This is a genomic window from Bradyrhizobium sp. 17 (assembly GCF_023073515.1).
Classification (GTDB): domain Bacteria; phylum Pseudomonadota; class Alphaproteobacteria; order Rhizobiales; family Xanthobacteraceae; genus Bradyrhizobium; species Bradyrhizobium canariense_D.
This window is the reverse complement of sequence record NZ_JADPJQ010000124.1, coordinates 666,373-685,524: the sequence shown is the minus strand read 5'-3', so window position 1 is coordinate 685,524 and position 19,152 is coordinate 666,373. Positions and strand designations below refer to the sequence as shown.

The 19,152-nt window shown below is 64.8% G+C and carries 17 protein-coding genes; 10 read left to right on the top strand and 7 right to left on the bottom strand.

Annotated features, from left to right (window positions below; translation table 11 throughout):
• Both IVB13_RS33550 and IVB13_RS33545 read right to left on the bottom strand, forming a co-directional pair.
• Positions 1–364: biotin carboxylase N-terminal domain-containing protein (locus IVB13_RS33550; RefSeq protein WP_276578412.1), on the bottom strand; the 364-nt coding region annotated here is incomplete at its 3' end.
• Positions 365–547: 183 nt separating this feature from the next.
• Positions 548–1,618, bottom strand: a complete 1,071-nt coding sequence (locus tag IVB13_RS33545; RefSeq protein ID WP_018455236.1) for a putative zinc-binding peptidase — start codon at positions 1,616–1,618, stop codon at positions 548–550.
• A gap of 216 nt (positions 1,619–1,834) precedes the next feature.
• Between IVB13_RS33545 and IVB13_RS33540 the strand changes: the two genes are divergently transcribed.
• The gene (locus IVB13_RS33540; protein WP_018455237.1) at positions 1,835–4,312 is read left to right on the top strand and encodes a PAS domain S-box protein; all 2,478 of its coding nucleotides are present in this window, start codon (positions 1,835–1,837) and stop codon (positions 4,310–4,312) included.
• Positions 4,313–4,598: 286 nt separating this feature from the next.
• Positions 4,599–5,849, top strand: coding sequence for an arsenic transporter (locus IVB13_RS33535; protein ID WP_018455238.1), 1,251 nt, complete (start codon positions 4,599–4,601; stop codon positions 5,847–5,849).
• A gap of 9 nt (positions 5,850–5,858) precedes the next feature.
• Here IVB13_RS33535 and IVB13_RS33530 read toward each other — a convergent pair whose 3' ends face one another.
• Positions 5,859–7,223 carry an MFS transporter gene (locus tag IVB13_RS33530; RefSeq protein ID WP_018455239.1) on the bottom strand — a complete coding sequence of 455 codons (1,365 nt, stop codon included), beginning with the start codon at positions 7,221–7,223 and terminating at the stop codon, positions 5,859–5,861.
• A 25-nt stretch (positions 7,224–7,248) separates the two neighbouring features.
• A complete protein-coding gene (locus IVB13_RS33525) occupies positions 7,249–8,013 on the bottom strand; it encodes a GntR family transcriptional regulator (RefSeq protein ID WP_018455240.1) in 765 nt (254 codons plus the stop codon).
• Between the two features lie 179 nt (positions 8,014–8,192).
• Between IVB13_RS33525 and IVB13_RS33520 the strand changes: the two genes are divergently transcribed.
• Genes IVB13_RS33520 through IVB13_RS33510 form a run of 3 tightly spaced genes read left to right on the top strand, consistent with a single transcriptional unit; the run spans position 8,193 to position 11,229 of the window.
• Complete coding sequence (locus IVB13_RS33520) at positions 8,193–9,392, top strand: mandelate racemase/muconate lactonizing enzyme family protein (RefSeq protein ID WP_085351339.1); 1,200 nt, start codon at positions 8,193–8,195, stop codon at positions 9,390–9,392.
• Between the two features lie 11 nt (positions 9,393–9,403).
• Positions 9,404–10,171, top strand: coding sequence for an SDR family oxidoreductase (locus tag IVB13_RS33515; RefSeq protein WP_085384460.1), 768 nt, complete (start codon positions 9,404–9,406; stop codon positions 10,169–10,171).
• A 26-nt stretch (positions 10,172–10,197) separates the two neighbouring features.
• Complete coding sequence (locus tag IVB13_RS33510) at positions 10,198–11,229, top strand: L-idonate 5-dehydrogenase (protein WP_085395601.1); 1,032 nt, start codon at positions 10,198–10,200, stop codon at positions 11,227–11,229.
• Between the two features lie 13 nt (positions 11,230–11,242).
• On the opposite strand, the gene IVB13_RS33505 is transcribed toward IVB13_RS33510, so the two are convergent.
• The gene (locus IVB13_RS33505) at positions 11,243–12,115 is read right to left on the bottom strand and encodes a DUF3280 domain-containing protein (RefSeq protein ID WP_018455244.1); all 873 of its coding nucleotides are present in this window, start codon (positions 12,113–12,115) and stop codon (positions 11,243–11,245) included.
• A 190-nt stretch (positions 12,116–12,305) separates the two neighbouring features.
• On the opposite strand from IVB13_RS33505, the gene IVB13_RS33500 reads away from it, so the two are divergent.
• Both IVB13_RS33500 and IVB13_RS33495 read left to right on the top strand, forming a co-directional pair.
• Entirely contained in the window at positions 12,306–13,691 is a 1,386-nt protein-coding gene (locus tag IVB13_RS33500) for a HAMP domain-containing sensor histidine kinase (protein ID WP_018455245.1), read from the top strand.
• Positions 13,688–14,350: a response regulator transcription factor gene (locus IVB13_RS33495; RefSeq protein ID WP_018455246.1), complete on the top strand. Its 663-nt coding sequence runs from the start codon at positions 13,688–13,690 to the stop codon at positions 14,348–14,350. The genes IVB13_RS33500 and IVB13_RS33495 overlap by 4 nt, the downstream gene beginning before the upstream one ends.
• A 4-nt stretch (positions 14,351–14,354) precedes the next feature.
• On the opposite strand, the gene IVB13_RS33490 is transcribed toward IVB13_RS33495, so the two are convergent.
• Positions 14,355–15,197 (bottom strand): hypothetical protein, encoded by an 843-nt coding sequence (locus IVB13_RS33490; protein ID WP_247443478.1) that lies wholly within the window; start codon positions 15,195–15,197, stop codon positions 14,355–14,357.
• Between the two features lie 210 nt (positions 15,198–15,407).
• On the opposite strand from IVB13_RS33490, the gene IVB13_RS33485 reads away from it, so the two are divergent.
• The 3 genes from IVB13_RS33485 to IVB13_RS33475 are packed head-to-tail and all read left to right on the top strand — an operon-like array spanning position 15,408 to position 18,540.
• The gene (locus IVB13_RS33485) at positions 15,408–16,286 is read left to right on the top strand and encodes an IclR family transcriptional regulator (RefSeq protein ID WP_018455248.1); all 879 of its coding nucleotides are present in this window, start codon (positions 15,408–15,410) and stop codon (positions 16,284–16,286) included.
• A 36-nt stretch (positions 16,287–16,322) separates the two neighbouring features.
• On the top strand, positions 16,323–17,297 hold the full coding sequence (locus IVB13_RS33480) for a tripartite tricarboxylate transporter substrate binding protein (protein ID WP_026232910.1): 975 nt from the start codon (positions 16,323–16,325) through the stop codon (positions 17,295–17,297).
• A gap of 22 nt (positions 17,298–17,319) precedes the next feature.
• Positions 17,320–18,540: an ABC transporter substrate-binding protein gene (locus IVB13_RS33475; protein ID WP_204511431.1), complete on the top strand. Its 1,221-nt coding sequence runs from the start codon at positions 17,320–17,322 to the stop codon at positions 18,538–18,540.
• Positions 18,541–18,660: 120 nt separating this feature from the next.
• On the opposite strand, the gene IVB13_RS33470 is transcribed toward IVB13_RS33475, so the two are convergent.
• Positions 18,661–19,152, bottom strand: a complete 492-nt coding sequence (locus IVB13_RS33470) for an SRPBCC family protein (protein WP_018455251.1) — start codon at positions 19,150–19,152, stop codon at positions 18,661–18,663.

Here is a 19,152-nt window from a genome sequence, read left to right as displayed (position 1 = left end):
CCCTTTTGGATTCGATCTTGTCGCCCATCGCCGCGATCGCGCCCGGGTTGGGGCCGATGAAGACGATGCCCGCCGCCTCCAGCGCGCGCGGAAACGCCTCGCGCTCGGACAGGAAGCCGTAACCGGGATGCACGGCCTCGGCGCCGGTCTTGCGGCAGGCCTCCACGATCTTCTCGATCACCAGATAACTCTCGGCCGCAGCCGGCGGGCCGATCAGCACGGCCTCGTCGGCCATCTCGACATGGAGAGCGTCGCGGTCGGCCTCGGAGTAGACCGCGACCGTCTGAACTCCCATGCGGCGAGCGGTCTTGATGACCCGGCAGGCGATTTCGCCGCGATTGGCGATCAGAATGCGTTTGAACATGCTTTTCTTGAGTCTCGACCTTGGGCGGGACCCTTCCCTGGCCGTTGGAGCCTATGGGAGGGGCCGTGTGGCTCCCGTGGTACATCAAAATAGGCTGGAGGCAACGGTCAAAATCCGGCCCCTCTGGCGTACCAGCGCAAGACCGAAGCAAGACCGAAACGGGCCTGACAGGCCCCGGACGGCCTACGGCTTCCCGGCCTTGCCCACGTTCCGGACCAAGCCGTGAATGAAGCCGAGCTTGTCGACAACGACCGGCGAGAGGATGAACGGATAGAGATCGCGCATGCCCATGGCGCGGTTGACGCTGTTCATGGCGAAGGTGAAGGGCAGCCATGCGTTGACGATGGCCTCGACGTCCCTCGCTTCGTACGGGTTGAAGCGGATGCGCGCCGTCAACTCCCCGTCGCGGTCCACCTTGGGCCGCACCTCCATGCCGAACTCGCTAGCCATCTCCAGAGTGTCGACGATGTGAAGATAGTGCGCCCAGGTCTCGGCGAAATCTTCCCAGGGATGCGTGGTCGCGTAGGCAGAAACGTAGTTCTGCTGCCAGTCCGGCGGGGCGCCTTCGGCATAGTGGCGCTGCAAGGCCTGACCGTAATCGGCGGAATCGTCGCCGAACACAGCGCGGCATTCGTCCAGCATGCCGCCGTCGCGCACCAGCACGTCCCAGAAATAGTGCCCGACCTCGTGGCGGAAATGCCCGAGCAGCGTCCGGTAGGGCTCGCCCATCTCCAGCCTGCGCCGCTCGCGCTCGATGTCGTCGGCCTCGGTCAGCGCGATCGTGATCAGGCCGTTGTCGTGGCCGGTCAGGACCTTCTGCCCGCTCTGCGGATCGTCGGCGAGGAAATTGAAGATCAGGCCATGTTCGGGATTGTCCTGCCGGGTCTGGAGCGGCAGCTTCCAGCGGATCAGGGAATAGAACAGCCGGTGCTTCGCCATCTCCAGCTCGCGCCAGCCGGCGAGTTGCGCCTGATCCGACAGATCCGGCACGACGCCGTTATGCCGGCAGGCGCGGCAATAGCCGGTGGTATCACCTGCATCCGTCAGCCAGTTGCAGGAATCATATTCGGCATTACGGCACGGCATGCGTCCGCTGCCCTTGTCGGCGAGCGTGGCCCAGACCTCTCCGTCGGGCTCGATCGCCGACATCGTCTCCTTCTCCGGCAGGAACGCGACCCGATGGCCGCAGCGTTCACAGGTGCGGTTCTCGAAATAGAGGACGTTGCCGCAGGCCTGGCAGACAAAAAGCTTCAAGATTTAGCCTCTTCGGAAAGGGAGCTTTTGGGAATGACAGTTGTGGCGCCTCGCGGATACGCGCGCGGCGGGCTCATCGTTCCAATGTTCGGAACAAATAGCCAGACCTTGGCGTTCGCTCATGCCCACCATACTGCATCCGGCGACGCCTTTCTTTCCATATTCCCTCTGAGCAATGGCCATCGCGCTACGTCTGTGTGAATATCGGTCCGCCACGTGCGCTCTCGCATCACAACGGCCAACGCCTTGAACGATCCTTTGCCCGAGACCATCGCCGCCGAAAAGCTGCGCCAGCACCTGGAAGATGTTGCGCGCGAGCGCGACAACGCCTATCGCGCGCTCCAGGAGCGCGAAGCCGAACTTGCGCGCATCCAGCGCATCGGCAAGGTCGGCGGTCTCGAAGTCGATTTCCGCGAAGGCTTCAAGAACCGCCGTTCGCCGGAATATCTGATGCTTCACGGCCTGCCGCCGGAAGCTGCCGACGAGTCGCACGAGGACTGGATCAATCGCATTCATCCCGGCGACCGGGACGCTACGGTGAAGCACTTCATCGAAGCGCTGTCCGGCACCAGTGAGGACTATACCGCAGAATACCGCATCATCCGCCCCAGCGACGGCGAGACCCGCTGGATCCGCGTCGTCGCCAAGATCGAGCGGGACGGTGGCGGCCGCGCCCTTCGCCTCGTCGGCGCCCATATCGACGTCACCGACCAGATGCTGGTGCGTGAGACCCTGCGCGAGAGCGAAGAGCGCTTCCGGCTGATCGCCGACAGCGCCCCGGTGCCGATCTGGGTCACCAAACTCGACCGCACACGGTCCTTCGCCAACCAGGCCTATGTCGATTTCGTCGGCCTGCCCTACGACCAGGCCATTGCCTTCGACTGGCGCAAGGTGCTGCATCCGGACGACCTGCCCCACGTGCTACAGCAATCCGTTCAGGGCGAAGCATCACTCAAACCGTTCGTGCTGGAAGCCCGCTACAAGAACGCCGCCGGCGAATGGCGCTGGCTGCGTTCGGAATCGCAGCCGCGCTGGGACCCGACCGGCAGGCATATCGGCTTCATCGGCGTTGCCCATGACATCACGGTGGCCAAACAGGCCGAGATCGAGCTCCGGCAGCTCAACGAGACGCTGGAAGAACGCATCGTCCAGCGCACCGCCGAACTCGAATCCAACGAGGCGCGGCTGCGCGCCATCCTGGAGACCAGCAACCAGTATCAGGGCCTCGTCAATCTCAGTGGCGAGCTGCTTTACGCCAACACGACCGTGCTCGACGCCATCAAGGCGAGCCCTGCGGATGTGATCGGAAAGCCGTTGTGGCAGACGCCCTGGTTCAGCACGACGGAGGGCATGGGCGCACGAGTGCGCGAGGCCTTCGACACCGTGCTCAAGGGCGAAGCCGTGCGGATGGAGATGCGCCTGCGCCTTCCCATCGGGGAGCGCGATTTCGAGTTCGGCATGCGCCCGGTGCTCGACCGCCACGGCAACATCACCGGCGCGGTGCCTGAGGCTGTGGACATCACCGAGCGTCGCCGCGGCGAGGAAGCGTTGCGGCAATCGCAGAAGATGGAGGCGATCGGCCAGCTCACTGGCGGCGTCGCGCACGACTTCAACAATCTGCTCACCATCATCCGCTCGGCCACCGATTTCCTGCGCCGCCGCGAGCTGCCGGAGGAGCGCCGTCGCCGCTATGTCGATGCTATCTCGGACACCGTCGAGCGTGCCTCCAAGCTGACCGCCCAGCTGCTGGCGTTTGCGCGCCGGCAGCCGCTGAAACCGCAGATCTTCAACGTCGGCAGCCAGGTTGAAGGCGTGGCGCAACTGGTCCGGCCGCTGGTCGGCGGCCGCATCGAAATCGCGGTGGAGGTTCACGATGGCGACTGCTTCACGGTCGCCGATATCGCGCAATTCGAGACCGCGCTAATCAACCTCGCCATCAACGCCCGCGACGCCATGGACGGCGAAGGCCGTCTCACCATAGCGGTCCGGAAAGTTCAGGGAATCCCCGACCTCCGCACGCAACCGGCGCGCGGCGGCGACTATGTCGCGATCTCCGTTGCCGACACCGGCAGCGGCATCGCGCCCGAAAACATCGAAGCCATCTTCGAGCCGTTCTTCACCACCAAGGAGGTCGGCAAGGGCACCGGCCTCGGCCTGAGCCAGGCCTTCGGCTTCGCAAAGCAGTCCGAGGGCGACATTGCCGTGACGAGCACGCATGGTGAAGGCGCGACCTTCACCATCTATCTGCCGCGGGCGCACAGCCCCGCGACAGATCAGGAAGCCGCGGCGCTGACCTATGAGGCCGCGGCCACCGGGCGCGGCTATCGCGTGCTCGTGGTGGAAGACGACGACGAGGTCGGCCGGTTCTCCACCGAGCTGCTGGAAGACCTCGGCTATGTCGTCCGCCGCGCCGCCAACGCCAATGCGGCGCTCGCCATTCTCGGCGAGAACGAGTTCGCCGTCGATCTCGTTTTCTCCGACGTCATCATGCCCGGCATGAACGGCGTCGAGCTCGCCGGCATCATCCGCGAACGCTATCCGGGCCTGCCCGTCGTGCTCACCTCTGGTTACAGCAACGTTCTCGCCGAGAACGCCGATCGCGGTTTCGAGCTGATCCAGAAGCCGTATTCGGTCGAAGCGCTGTCGCGCATCTTGCGCAAGGCAATCACGGCAAAGCCGTCGATGGCGCGATGAGTGTTATGGTCGCACGAAGCTGCCACAAACTCCGTAGTTGCGAGCGCAGCGAAACAATCCAAAATCTTTCCGCGGAAACAGTCTGGATTGCTTCGTCGCTGCGCTCCTCGCAATGACGGCGCTATCGTGCCGCTCCAACCCAACGGGCTTTTGAACAACATTGTGGACTGAAACTCGGGCCGAGACGCGGCAATCGCAGATAGCCGTCCGCGCTCGCGGGGGGAAGACATCGACATCGGCTTCCGCTATCGCTGCCGAATGAACCGACACATCTCAAGGATCGAACGTGCCGTCTAACGCCATCTGGGCCTGGAGCATCATCGTCGTCGCGACCGCAGGCGTCATCATCCGGCCCTTTCGCCTGCCGGAGGCGATCTGGGCCATCATCGGCGCCAGTGCGCTCGTGCTGTTCGGTCTGCTGCCCTGGCGGGATGCGCTCACCGGCATCGAGAAAGGCGTGGATGTCTATCTTTTCCTGATCGGCATGATGCTGATCGCCGAGCTGGCGCGGCTCGAAGGCCTGTTCGACTATCTCGCAGCGCTCGCCGTGGAACATGCCGGCGGCTCGCCGCAGCGGCTGTTCCTGCTGATCTACATTGTCGGCACGCTCGTCACCGTCCTGCTCTCGAACGACGCCACCGCGATCGTGCTGACCCCCGCCGTCTATGCCGCGACGCGTGCGGCCGGCGCCAAGCCGCTGCCTTATCTCTTCGTCTGCGCCTTCATCGCCAATGCCGCGAGCTTCGTGCTGCCGATCTCCAACCCCGCCAATCTCGTCGTGTTCGGCGCCCACATGCCTGCGCTCACCGAATGGCTGCGGCTGTTCGCCCTGCCCTCGGCGGCCTCGATCCTGCTGACTTATGTCGTGCTGCGCCTGACCCAGCACCGCGCCCTGAAGGAAGAGACGATCGCGCGCAGAGTGCCGCATCCCAAGCTCGGCCGCGGCGGCAAGCTGACGGCCATCGGCATCGTGGCGATCGGCGTCGTGCTGGTCACGGCCTCCGCGTTGGACAAGCAATTGGGCCTGCCGACCTTCGTTTGCGGCGTGGTGACAGCCGCAATCGTGCTGCTGCTCAACCGGCAATCGCCGCTCCCCGTGCTGCGCGGCGTCTCCTGGAGCGTGCTGCCGCTGGTCGGCGGATTGTTCGTGATGGTGGAAGCGCTGATCAAGACCGGCGTGATCGGGCAGCTCAGCGCGCTGCTGCATGAAGCTGTCGGACAATCCGTGACGAAGGCGGCCTGGAGCGTCGGCATCGCCACCGCGGTCGCCGACAACATCGCCAATAATCTTCCCGTCGGTCTCGTTGCCGGCTCGGTCGCCGCCAGCGATCACTTGCCCGCGCCGGTCGTGAGCGCCATCCTGATCGGCGTCGATCTCGGTCCCAATCTGTCGGTGACCGGTTCGCTCGCCACCATCCTGTGGCTGGTGGCGCTGCGGCGGGAGAAGATCGAAGTCGGCGCCTGGCCGTTCCTCAAGCTCGGACTGCTCGTGACGCCGCCGGCCCTGATCGCGGCCTTGGCGGCCGCGATCAGGTAACTTGCGAGATCAGTCGTTCTCGTAGCCGTAGACTTCCGGCAGGATGAAGATTGCGGCAAGCAATCCGATCAGCGGGAAGATCGCGACGAACAGCGTGGCATTCGCCTGCCCAATCGCCGCGAACAACGACGGGAACAGGAAGATCGCGAGGAACGACGGCAGCTTCACGAACATGTAGGCGAAGCCGCTCGCGGTGCCGCGATATTTCGGCTTGGCGACCATGGTCGGGATCGTCATGCAGTTGGAGGCATCCCAATAATGGCCCCACAGCATCGCGGCAGCCGCGAACGGCAGCAGGATCTTGTTGTCGGTGTAGAGCGCGAAGGCCGCGACCAGCAGCGAGACCAGCACGATCGAGAAGCCCGTGATCGAGATGCCGCGGTGGCCGATTTTCGGGGTCAGCAGCGGACCGACCCAGCCCGACACGGCAGCGAAGGAGAACAGCGCCATCGTCACCAGATTGATGCCGAGCACGCTCGACACGCCGACCATCACGAAGAGCACCGGCAGGTAGAACGCGAAGGTCGAGAACTCGCTGGCCTGCGCGAAGCAGGCGATCCAGCCGTAGATCGTGGCGCGCCAGCGGATCGGATCCTTCTTGAGGTCGGCGAGGAAGTCGCGGGTGGACACCTTGGGCACCTCCACGTCATGGTCCGGCAGCATGGCGAGGTCGTCGTTGAACATCTCGCGCGCGACCTGCTTGGCCTCGCGGTAGCGTCCCTTCTGCACCAGCCAGACCGCCGTCTCCGGCACGTCGTGCCGCATGATCAGGATGATCAGCGCCGGCAGCGCGCCGAGGCCGAGCGTCACCCGCCATAGCGTTTCGTGGTTGATGTCGAGCAGCAGGAAGATCACGATGACGCCGATCGTCAGGACCTCACCGACCGCGAACATGAATTGCCAGCGGTTGCCCATGACTTCGCGCTCACCCTTGGCCATGGATTCCATGATGTAGGTGTAGCCGGTCGAGATGTCCGAACCGAGCGGAACGCCGAGCAAGAAGCGGATCACGACGAGCCAGAACACATTGGGCACGAAGGCCTGCGCCAGCGCCAGCACGATGAACAGCACCATCGTCACCAGGAACATGACGCGGCGGCCGATCTTGTCGGAGAGCCAGCCGCCGAGCAGCGCACCGATCAGGGCGCCGCCTTGCGTACCGGCCGCGGCCAGGCCCAGCATCAGCGGATCGGGATTGAACTGCTCCTTGATGAAGATCAGCACGAAGGCGATCGAATAAAGATCCCAGGCTTCGACCAGGATCGAGGCCATCATCAGCCAGCCGACCTTGTTGCCCTTGGGACTGTAGTTCGTGATGAGGTAGCGGACCGCGGCTTCGCTCGCGGTCGGTTGTGGCATCGCCATCGTCGACATCTTTGGTCCTCTCTTCAAAACTTTCTTACGTGCCAAGCAGCGGCTCGATGCTGCAATCGAGCAGGCGCGGGTCGATCCCGACCTCCATGCCGGTGAACATCTCGCCCATGTAGTCGATCAGTGCATCGCTCGCCTTCACCGCGTCCTCGACGCGGCGGCCGGCGACCGCGGCGAGAATGGCGAGGTGACGATCGATCGTGCCTGACAGTTCGGCCTGTCCCGGCATGAACCGGTGGTGGATGTAGCCGATGCGCCGGTACAGCGTGTGTAACGGCCGTAGCGTGTGCACCAGAAACGGCTCGCCTGCCGCCTCCAGCACCAGCGCGTCGATGCGGCGGTCAATACTGTTGAACTCGTCGAGGGTCAGAGTGGCGCGGCGCTCGCGCAAAAGGCGCTCGATATGCAGCGCCTGATTGCGGTGCGAGAGGCTGGCGCGATCGGCCGCAAGCCGGATCACGAAGCGCTCCATGTCGCGGCGCAAGGCCAGCAGCATGCGCTCGCGTGCCAGATCGATCGGCGCAATGCGCAGACCGTGGCGCGGTCGGATGATGATCAACGTATCGGCGGAGAGACGATTGACGGCGTGATGAACCGGCGTACGGCCGAAGCCGGTGATGTGCTGCAATTCCAGCATCGTCATGAACTGGCCTGGCTTGAGCTCGCAATGGACGAGCAGCTCTTCGATCCTCTGGTAGGCGAGCTCGAAGAAGTTGAGACGGTTGCGTCGGAAGGGCTTGCCCTCGCCGTCGTCGTTCCTCACCACCTCGAGCGCGCGCTTGCGCGTTGCCATGCCGTCTCTCCCTCAGCCCGCGCCGTCGTTGCTGGATGGCGCCTTGTTGGTGATATCCCTAAAACATGTTGTGATATATTACAAGCGAGCGTAAGACTTCGCATGCGCCCGCACCATGTTGCGGTGCGGAATGACAACAAGACGGCGCTGCGCGCGCCTGCGACGGGAGGAGTATTGCCGTGAAGATCACGTCGATAGAGACGCTGCGCACCGAAGAATTCTCCAACGTCATCTGGGTGCGCGTCCACACCGACACGGGCATGATCGGCCTCGGTGAAACCTTTTATGGCGCCGGCGCAGTCGAGGCGCAGATCCACGACACCTTTGCCGGCCGCCTGCTCGGCCGCAATCCGCTGCACATCGAGGCGATCCATCGCGACATGCTGAACCTGCCGATGGCGCAGTCGTCCACCGGCGTCGAATATCGCGCGGCTTCGGCAATCGACATTGCGCTGTGGGACCTGTTCGGCAAAGTCTGCAATCAGCCGGTCCACCAGATGCTCGGCGGCCTCTGCCGCGACAAGCAGCGCATCTACAACACCTGCGCCGGCACCCAATATGTCCGCTCCACCAATATCAGCCCGGTCGCGAACTGGAATCTTGGCGCTGCCAAAAGTCCCTACGAAGACCTCGACGGCTTCATGCACCGCGCCGACGCGCTTGCCGAAAACCTGCTGGAGAGCGGCATCTCCGCGATGAAGATCTGGCCGTTCGATCCGGCGGCGCAGGAGAACAAGGGTCTCTACATCTCCGCCGCGCAGATGAAGCAGGCGATCGAGCCGTTCGAGAAGATCCGAAAGACGGTCGGCGACAAGATGGAGATCATGGTCGAGCTTCACTCGCTGTGGAACCTGCCAACCGCAAAACAGATCGCGCGCGCGCTCGAGCCCTACAAGCCGACCTGGTACGAAGACCCGATCCGTATGAACTCGCCGCAGGCGCTGGCCGAATATGCCCGCTGCACCGACGTCTGGGTCTGCGCCAGCGAGACGCTGGGCTCGCGCTTCCCCTACAAGGACATGCTCGACCGCGACGCTATGCATGTGGTGATGGCGGATCTGTGCTGGACCGGCGGCCTCACCGAGGGCCGCAAGATCGCGGCGATGGCCGAGACCTATCACCGGCCCTTCGCACCGCACGACTGCATCGGCCCGATCGGCTTCATCGCTGCCATCCACATGTCGTTCAGCCAGCCCAACACATTGATCCAGGAATCCGTGCGCGCCTTCTACAAGGGCTGGTACAATGAGCTCGTGACCACCATGCCCACGATCAAGGATGGTTTTGTCTATCCAATGGAAGGCCCCGGCCTCGGCGTCGACCTTCTGCCTGCCGTCTTCGACCGCTCCGATCTGACCGTGCGCCGTTCCAACGTCTGAGGATTCTTGAGATGAGCACCGCCCTCTTCGATCTTTCCGGCCGCACCGCGCTCGTGACCGGCTCCTCCCGCGGCCTCGGCCGCGCCATTGCCGAGGGCATGGCCAAGGCCGGCGCCAAGCTGATCATCAACGGCGTCGATCCCAAGCGTGTCGAGCAGGCCGTCGCCGAGTTTCGCGCCGCCGGCCACCAGGCCGAAGGCGCCGCTTTCAACGTCACCGACGAGCCTGCGATCGTCGCCGCCTTCAACGACTTCGACAAGAGGGGCATCGCGGTCGACATCCTCGTCAACAATGCCGGCATCCAGCACCGCAAGCCGCTGGTGGAGTTCACCACCGACGAGTGGCGCAAGGTGATCGAGACCAACCTCACCAGCGCCTTCGTGATCGGCCGCGAGGCGGCCAAGCGCATGATCCCGCGCAAGTACGGCAAAATCATCAATATCGGCTCGCTCGGCAGCGAGCTCGCGCGTCCCACGATTGCGCCCTACACCGCTGCCAAGGGCGGCATCAAGAACCTGACCCGCTCGATGGCGGTGGAATGGGCCCAGCACGGCATCCAGGCCAACGCGATCGGCCCCGGCTACATGCTGACCGACATGAACGAGGCGCTGGTCAACAACACCGACTTCAACAACTGGCTGATGGGCCGCGTTCCCTCCAAGCGCTGGGGCCGACCGGACGAGCTGGTGGGCGCTGCGATCTTCCTGGCCTCGGATGCCTCGACCTATGTCAACGGCCAGATCATCTATGTCGATGGCGGCATGATCGCTGCGATGTGAGCCGCGAAACGCTGAGGGAGCTAACCATGCGCGCCGTCGTCATTCACGCACCGAAAGATCTGCGGATCGATAGCTACCCCGATGCAGCGCCCGGTCCGGGCGAAGTCCGCGTCAAGATCGCGAACGGCGGCATCTGCGGCTCCGATCTGCACTACTATCATCACGGCGGCTTCGGTGTCGTGCGCATCCAGCAACCGATGGCGCTGGGGCACGAGATCGCCGGCGTGGTCGCAGCCATCGGTGACGGCGTCACGAACGTGAAGCCGGGCACTCGGGTCGCGGTCAATCCGAGCAAGCCGTGCGGCCGGTGCCTGCATTGCCAGGAAGGCATGCGCAACCAGTGCCTCGACATGCGCTTCCTCGGCAGCGCGATGCGCTTTCCCCATGTGCAGGGCGGCTTTCGCGAATTCATCACGGTCGATGCGGCGCAGGCCGTTCCGATCGCCGACGAGCTATCGCTGGCGGAAGCCGCGGTCGCCGAGCCGCTCGCGGTGTGCCTGCATGCCGGCAAGCAGGCCGGGCCCCTGCTCGGCAAGCGCGTGCTGATCACCGGCTGCGGCCCGATCGGCGCGCTGATGATTTTGGTCTCGCGCTTCGGCGGCGCGGCCGAGATCGTGGTCACCGATGTCGCGGAGGCGCCGCTTGCGGTCGCCAAAAAGCTCGGCGCCACTTACGCCATCAATGTCGCGGCCGGCGCGACGGCGCTCGATCCGTGGCGCACCGGCAAGGGTGTGTTCGACACGCTGTTCGAAGCCTCGGGCAACCAGGCCGCACTCCGCACCGCGCTCGACGTGCTCAGGCCCAGGGCCACGTTGGTGCAGCTCGGCCTGGGCGGCGAAATGACGCTGCCGATCAACTCCATCGTCGCCAAGGAATTGCAGCTCCGCGGCACCTTCCGCTTCGATCCCGAATTCGAGCTGGCGGTGCGGCTGATGGGCGAAGGCCTGATCGACGTCAAGCCGCTGATCACGGCGACCATGCCGTTCGAGAACGCGGTCGCAGCGTTCGAGCTCGCCAGCGACCGCTCGCAGTCGATGAAGGTGCAATTGACGTTCTGATCGATGAGCGCTGCTATTGGTTCTCGATCAGCCGGTCGCTGACCAGCCGCACGGCGCCCCGTTTCCAGGAATAGTCCGCGCCCAGGCGCAGGCCGCTGTCGCCGCGTGCCAGCACCGCGCCGGTCCTGGCATCGCGCACCTGGAAGCCGAGCGTGTATTCGGTGCGGCTGACCCGCCGCACCACCCCGATCAGAGACTGATCCGCACCGAGCCCTTGCGCCATCGCCGCTTCGCAGCCGCCGCAGTCGCGTAAAGCGCGTGCCTTTACCGCCTCCTCGTTCGCGCTGCCGACATCGACGAGGCGGTAGCGGCCGGATTGGCCAAGGGCATCGCGCACACTGCCGGTCACTTCGGCCAGATAGGATGCATCTGCGGCCGCGAGACCGGCGGCCGGCGCCGCGGTGTTGTCCTCGAGCTCGAATTCGAACACCGCCAGCGCGATCGGCGCGGGTGCGCCGAGCGCGGCCATGATCTCGCGGGACACGAAGATCTCGGCACGCTCCCATGATTCATCATTGTCGCCGCGGAAGGTGTAGAGCTTGTCCATCACGACCTTCCTGGCGCCAACGTCGATCACGGCGACCTTGGCCCATTGCACCAGTGTGCTCGTCTTCTGGATGCCGCCGATCACCTTGAACGCCGCGCCGTCCTGGGCCGAGGGCACCAGCCGGTAGCGCCGGTCTCCGCCGATATCTTGCCGGAGCGCAGCCATGAAGGCCGCCAGCCGTCGCTCGTGGGCGGCGGTCTGGTTGGCAGGCTCCGCTGACGTATCGGTATAACTGAAATCGTCCATGGCGACGCCGACGGCAGTCTCGGCACCAAGCGCATAAGCCGGCGGAAGGACGACAAGGAGACAGACTGAGAGGATCAACCGGCGCAGGTGCATAAATGTGCCTCGTATGACGGAGCGGCGCACAATCTGGACGGCGTAATCAGGGCTCGCAGCAGCGCCGGTCCCGGCGATGACCGGGAAAATTTCACGACGGTGGACCGCACTCACGCCTGACGGCTTTGCGCTAGGTGCGTTCTGCCGTTTAATGCGGGCGCGACAACCCGTTCGCACCAGGTGCCCGCCGATGTGGAACCGCCCGAGGTTCGATCTCAAAGTCCGTCTGACGTTGCGCGTGGCCGCGATATCGGCCGCCTGCTTCGCCGTTATCTCCGCCTATTTCCTGATTACGGCCGACCGCGCGGCGCATGCGCGCCTCGACGACATCGCCGCCATCGTCGCCAAGACGCTGGAGCTACAGCAGGGCAAGATCCAGTGGGTCGCCAGCCCGCGCTCGGACTTTCCCAACCTCGACCCCGTTTCGGCCTATGTGATGACGCCCGGCCTGTGCCTGGCATTCCGCGGCACGAGCGGCGACATCCTCCAGCGCTTCTGCAGCGGCGCGCCCGCCCCGGCAAACCCACCGCCGCAAGCCTTCACGGCCTTCTATCGCAGCCTGTTCGACCCCGGCCGCGAAGCGGCACGGCCTGTGATCGTGCGCGGAGCGAAGCTTGGCGACGCCGTGGTCTCGGTCGAGCCGGCCGTGCAGACGGCGGAGGCCTGGCACGAGGCCGGCCGCCTGATGCTGGCGCTGGCGATCGCGCTGCCGCTGCTCTGCGCCCTGGTCTACGCCGCGCTGGCACGCGCGCTGCGCCCCACCCGCATGATCCGCACCGGCCTGGAGCGGATTGCCGCCAACGACCTCACCACGCGGCTGCCGCCGTTCGACCTTGCCGAGCTCTCCGCGATCCGCGACGGCTTCAACCATCTCGCCGAAAGCCTCGAGACCGCACTTGCCGAACGCAGCGAGCTGACGCGGAAGCTGATCGCGCTCCAGGACGAGGAGCGCCGCCATCTCGCGCGCGAGCTGCATGACGAGTTCGGCCAGTCGCTCGCCGCCATCCGGGCGCTCGCCTCCTCCGCCCGCCAGACCGCCGCGCAGGACTGCCCTTCCTTGCTTGGCGAATGCGACGGCATCGCGCGGACCGCAACCGGCATGATGGAGACGTTGCGCGGCACACTGTTCCGGCTGCGGCCGCCGGATGTCGAGGAGCTCGGGCTCGTCGCCAGCCTCGAAGGCCTGGTCGCGGGCTGGAACGGGCGCAGCCGCGGCGAGACGCGCTTCTCGATCCGGTTCGACGGCGCATTCGAGACCCTGCCGGCCACGATCAGCGCCAGCCTCTACCGGATCGTGCAGGAGGCGCTCACCAATGCCGCCAAGCATGCCGTCGCCACGCGGGTCAGCCTGGAATTGACGATGGGGGCGAGCGAGATCGCGCTTGCGATCGACGATGACGGACGCGCGACCGATCCCGTCGCGAAATCCGGAATGGGCCTGCTCGGCATGCGCGAGCGCGTCGCGGCCTTGCGCGGCCAATTGAGCTTCGAGGCCAAGCCGAACGGCGGCTCCGCACTGCGCGTCGTCATTCCGCTCGCAGCCGCCGATCGGCCGCCGCTGGAGCACGCCGCATGAGCGCGGCCGGCGCGACCATTCTGCTGGTCGACGACCATTCCGTCGTCCGCGAGGGCTATCGCTCCGTGCTCCAGAAGCAGCCGGGACTTCGCGTCATCGCCGAAGCCGCCGACGGCGCCGAGGCCTATCGTCTCTACAAATCGGAGGCGCCCGACCTCGTCATCATGGATCTGAGCATGCCCGGCATCGGCGGCATCGAGGCGGTCAGGCGCATCAGGCAGTGGGACAAGGGCGCGAGGATCCTCGTCTTCACCATGCACGAGAATGCCGGCTTTGCCGTGCAGGCGATCCGCGCCGGCGCCAGGGGCTACGTCACGAAGACCAGTCCGCCGGAGACGCTGGTGCGCGCCGTGATGGACGTGCTTGCCGGCAAGATTGCGATCAGCCCCGACATCGACCATGAGCTCGCGCTGAGCCGGCTGGCCGGGGAAAGCTCTGCCGCCGACGTCCTCACGCCGCGCGAGTTCGAGGTGCTGCGGCTACTGCTCGCCGAGAATACGACAGAGGAGATCGCCGAGACGCTCCATGTCAGCCCGAAGACGGTGGCGAACCTGCATTCCCTGATCAAGGACAAGCTCGGCGTCGGATCCGACATCGAGCTGGTCCGGCTGGCGCTGCGCCAGGGCATCTTGACGGAGGTCGATCTCGGCGAGGCCTGATTGCTCAAGCCAGATAGCGCGTGAGATAGCCTTCCATCGCGTAGAGCGCACAAAGCGCAAGGCTCGACCACACGGCGGCGGTGAAATACAGGAACATCCAGGTCAGCTCGCCCTTCCAGTGCGCGATGTCGTGGGTCACGACCCAGCGCGTCGAGACGTCATGCAGGCCTTCGAGGAAGCCGAGCAACCGGTTGCCCTCTTCATACCCTGCCCGCCAGCGGCTGAGATACATCGGCACGTCGACGGTGACGAGGAAGGCCAGGAAGCAGGCGATGCCGACGATGCCGGCAATCAGCGCCCAGCGCACCGGCCCCTGGAATTCCGGCCTCAGCCGGCACAGCGCGATGCCCGCGAGGAAGAATGTCACCGCCCACAGCGAGTTCTCGATCGCGTTGAAAAGGAAGTTTGTCGTCACCACCGCATACCAGGAGAAGCACTCCGCGATGATGATGATGGGCACGATCACCCACGCGATGTTCACAACCGTCTCGGCGCCCGTCATGGTCCCGAGTTGATGCAGGATGACCGCCCATTGCGCCGCGAAGCACAGTTCGGCCACGGTCGCGACCGTGCGGCCGACGAAGACGCTGGAGAGCCAGGTGTCGAACAGACAGATGCGCTGCACGTCGGCGCGCGGCAGGAACGAGCGGAAGGCGCAGCCGAAGACATAGCCGGCGCAGAGCAGGAACATCAGTCCGATGTCGGAGCCGCCACTGATGCTGCCGGCGGACGTGGGATAGAACGCGCGGTACAGCATGAACCAGGCGAGAATGTTGGCAGCACTGACCAGCGTCAGGGACCCCCACCACCACGCGAGGGGATTTGTCCGCGCCTGCCACTGCAACATGAATCGCTCCGCTGTAATCGATATGACATTCAGTCGTAATAATCCTGTCACAACAACCCACGGAATCACGACGAGAATCTGTGTGCGGCGGAGCTCGTCGCGCACATTTTATCCGCACGGGCAACGCCGCCGCGTGTCCGGATAGTGGACACAAAATACAATTTTATGAATCTATTGGACAACCGCCCCGACCGGGTTCATTAATCCTGGATGGCCAAAACCGCGTCCAAACCGATCCGCGCCTCCTCGTCCGCTGCCGCCGTGCTGGCGGACAGCATCGACGACGCCGCGTTCGCGACGACGCTGGCAAAGGGTCTCGTGGTGCTCGAAGCGTTCAAGGCGGGAGCGACGCAGCTCGGCAACATGGAGCTGTCGACGCTGACCGGGATTCCGCGTCCAACGGTGGCGCGGCTGACGCATACGCTCGCCGAGCTCGGCTACCTCCGCTACGATTCCGAACGCGCCAAATATCGCGTCGGCGCGCGCGCCCTTCGCATGGCGCATCCGCTGCTCGCCGACATGCAGTTCCGCCAGGTCGCGCGGCCCATGATGCAGGAGCTCGCGCAAAGCGTGCGCGGCACGGTCTCGATCGGCCTGCTCGATGCGACCTCCATGATCTATGTCGAGACCGCGCGCTCCGGCGACGTCGGCCCGCACGTCCCCGACATCGGCATGCCCATTTCCGTGGTGATGACGGCGATGGGCCGTGCCGCGGCGGCGACCTTGCCGCAGGCCGATGCCGCGCTGCTCGAAGAGCGCATTGCAAGCGAGGACACCGAGCTGTGGTCGGCCTTCCGCGAGACATACCGCGCCGGCCTCGCACAATGCATCAGCCGTGGCTTCTGCACCTGCTTCGGCGAGTACATCGCCTCGATCCATGCCGTCGCCGCGCCGCTGTTTCATGCGCGTGAGGCGAAGCAGGCCTTTTCGATCAATTGCGGCATCCCCGCATTCCGGCTCCAGCCCGGCCAGCTGGAGGGCGAGATCGGCCCGCGCATTGCCGCTCTTGCCGACAGCATCCGCACCATGATTGGGGCGGCACCGACGACCGAAACACAAAAGCAGAACAAGAAGAGCGCCAGGCGATGAACAAGACAATCGGCGCTCCGCCATCGGGAGGCCACCATGACCATCACACGGCGAACATTTTTGGGCACCCTCGCTCTTTCGATATCCGGACTTCCATTCGCCGCACGCGCTGAGGACGCCTGGCCGTCGCGTATGGTGCGGCTGATCTCGCCTTACGGGCCCGGCGGCTCCAACGACATCTCGCTGCGGCTGCTGGCCGAAGAGTTCGGCCGCAACCTGCACCAGCAGTTCATCGTAGAGAACAAGCCGGGCGCCGGCACCCGCATCGCCAACGACACGGTCGCGCATGCGCCGGGCGACGGCTATACCCTCCTCTATGTCGCGGCGCCCTACGCGACCGCCGAAGCGCTGTTCGGCAAGCTGACCTATGAGCGCAAGGATCTGCAGCCCGTCGCGATGGCTGTGATCGCGCCGCTGTTCCTGATCATCAGCGCGGATGCGCCGTTCAAGACGCTTCCCGAATTGATCGCCTACGGCAAATCGAAGCCGGATGGCCTGACCTTCGCCTCGCCCGGCGCCGGCTCGCAGCCGCATCTTGCCGGCGAACTCCTGTTCAGGGATGCCGGCGTCAAGGGTCTCAACATTCCCTTCCGTGGCGATGCCGCGTCCTACACCGAACTGCTCGCCGGCCGCGTCGATGCCACGCTGACGGCGCTGCCGACCGCACTGCCCTACATCCAGAGCGGAAAGTTCATCGTGCTCGGCGTCGCCTCGGCCGAACGCAGCGCGCTCTATCCGCAAGCGCCGACCCTGCGCGAGCAGGGTTTTCCCAACGTGGCCGCGGCCGGCTGGTACGGTTTCATGGCGCCTTCGACGACGCCGCGGGCCATCGTCGACAAGCTGCAGGCCGAAGTCTTGCGCGCGCTGGCCGAGCCGGTGGTCATGGACAAGCTGACCGCCCAGGGCCTCGAAGTGCGCGCCGGCACCGCGGCCGAGTTCGGTCAGTTCATCGACAACGAAACAAAAAAGTGGACCGGGCTGATCCGCGAGGCCGGTCTCAAGGGCGAGTGACGGTCACGAACAGGGAATGGAAATGAAAAACGTACTTCTCAACCGTGTCCCGGCAGTCGCGATCGTTCTCGCGCTATCGATCCCGGCGGCACAGGCCCAGAAGAAATACGATCCCGGCGCATCCGACACCGAGATCAAGGTCGGCCAGACCGTCCCGCTCAGCGGGCCGGCCTCGGCCTATGCCGTCATCGGCAAGACCCAGGCCGCCTACATGAAGATGATCAACGACCAGGGCGGCGTCAACGGCCGCAAGGTCAATCTGATCCAGTATGACGATGCCTATTCGCCTCCGAAGACGGTTGAGCAGACCCGCAAGCTTGTCGAAAGCGACGAGGTGCTGCTGACCTTCCAGATCATTGGCACGGCGCCCAATGTCGCCGTGCAAAAATATCTCAACGCCAAGAAGGTCCCGCAGCTCTTCGCGGCAACGGGCGCGGCGCGTTTCACCGATCCGAAGAACTTCCCCTGGACCATGGGCTTCAATCCGTCCTACCTCGTCGAGGGCCGGATCTACGCGCAATATCTTCTGAAGAACCATCCGAACGCCAGGATCGGCGTGCTCTATCAGAACGACGATCTCGGCAAGGATTACCTCGCCGGCTTCAAGGCAGGTCTCGGTGACAAAGCGAAGATGATCGTCGCCGAGACGTCCTACGAGATCACCGAGCCGACCATCGACTCGCAGATCCTGCGGTTGAAGGATGCCGGTGCCGACGTGCTGTTCAGCGCCACCACGCCGAAACAGGCCGCGCAGGCGATCAAGAAGGTGGCCGAGATCGGCTGGAAGCCGCTGCACATCATCGACATCAACGCCTCCTCGGTCAGCGCGGTGCTGAAACCTGCCGGACTCGACAACGCCAAGGGCGTCGTCAGCGTCGGTTATGTCAAGGATTCAGCCGATCCCGAATGGAAGGACGATCCCGGCATGAAGCGATATCTCGCCTTCATGGCCAAGTACTACCCGGAGGGCGACAAGGATTCGAACCTGAACGTCTACGGCTATATCACCGCGCAGCTGCTGGTGCAGGTGCTGAAGCAATGCGGCGACGATCTCACGCGCGAGAACGTGATGCGCCAGGCCGCCAGCCTGAACAACATCGCACTCGACCTGACGCTGCCGGGCATCTCGGTGACGACGACGCCGACGGACTACCGCGTCAACAAGCAGTTCCAGATGGTGCAGTTCGACGGCCAGCGCTGGCAGAAACTCGGCGACATCGTCACGGACGACGCGAAGGAATGAAGCGCCCCTCATCCCGAGGGGCGCGCGCCTTGAAGAATGAAGGCTTCACCAATGGTCCTCGTGCTTCGAGGCGGCCGCTCCGCGGCCTCCTCCGCATGAGAGAGGAAGTGGCTGCTCGCCCTACCTCTTCATCCCACTCACATAGGCCGCGAGCTTGTCGAGTGTCTGGTAGCCGTATTCGACGGCACCGAAGTTGATCATGCCGTCGCGCTGCGCCGCGCTCGACGCCAGCTGCCGCATCATCAGAACCGTCTTGCCGTTGCTCTGCTCGGCGAAGGTGACGGTGAAACGGAACATTCCGGGATCCTCGTCCTGGTCGGTACCGTGATCCATCTCCATCAGCGACGGCCGTTCGATGCGGCGAAAGCGCATGCGGTTCGGGTAGACCGTGCCGTCCGGGCCGATCATGTTGAAGCGCCAGACGCCGCCGACCCGCACGTCGATCTCGAAGGTCTCGAGCTTGAAGCCCTTCGGGCCGAACCATTGCGGCAGATGCTTCGGGTCGGACCACGCTTCGAACACCAGATCGCGCGGCGCGTCGATCACGCGCGACATCACGATCTCACGGTCGAGCGACCATTGCGACAGAGCGGGATTGGCAGAATTCGTCAT

Coding starts and splice junctions, on each gene's coding strand:
- IVB13_RS33530 (WP_018455239.1), bottom strand. CDS start 7,223: ATGTCGACGATGGCGATGCCACAACCGACCGCGAGCGAAGCCGCGGTC.
- IVB13_RS33525 (WP_018455240.1), bottom strand. CDS start 8,013: ATGGCAACGCGCAAGCGCGCGCTCGAGGTGGTGAGGAACGACGACGGC.
- IVB13_RS33515 (WP_085384460.1), top strand. CDS start 9,404: ATGAGCACCGCCCTCTTCGATCTTTCCGGCCGCACCGCGCTCGTGACC.
- IVB13_RS33510 (WP_085395601.1), top strand. CDS start 10,198: ATGCGCGCCGTCGTCATTCACGCACCGAAAGATCTGCGGATCGATAGC.
- IVB13_RS33505 (WP_018455244.1), bottom strand. CDS start 12,115: ATGCACCTGCGCCGGTTGATCCTCTCAGTCTGTCTCCTTGTCGTCCTT.
- IVB13_RS33500 (WP_018455245.1), top strand. CDS start 12,306: ATGTGGAACCGCCCGAGGTTCGATCTCAAAGTCCGTCTGACGTTGCGC.
- IVB13_RS33495 (WP_018455246.1), top strand. CDS start 13,688: ATGAGCGCGGCCGGCGCGACCATTCTGCTGGTCGACGACCATTCCGTC.
- IVB13_RS33490 (WP_247443478.1), bottom strand. CDS start 15,197: ATGTTGCAGTGGCAGGCGCGGACAAATCCCCTCGCGTGGTGGTGGGGG.
- IVB13_RS33485 (WP_018455248.1), top strand. CDS start 15,408: ATGGCCAAAACCGCGTCCAAACCGATCCGCGCCTCCTCGTCCGCTGCC.
- IVB13_RS33480 (WP_026232910.1), top strand. CDS start 16,323: ATGACCATCACACGGCGAACATTTTTGGGCACCCTCGCTCTTTCGATA.
- IVB13_RS33475 (WP_204511431.1), top strand. CDS start 17,320: ATGAAAAACGTACTTCTCAACCGTGTCCCGGCAGTCGCGATCGTTCTC.
- IVB13_RS33470 (WP_018455251.1), bottom strand. CDS start 19,152: ATGACGAATTCTGCCAATCCCGCTCTGTCGCAATGGTCGCTCGACCGT.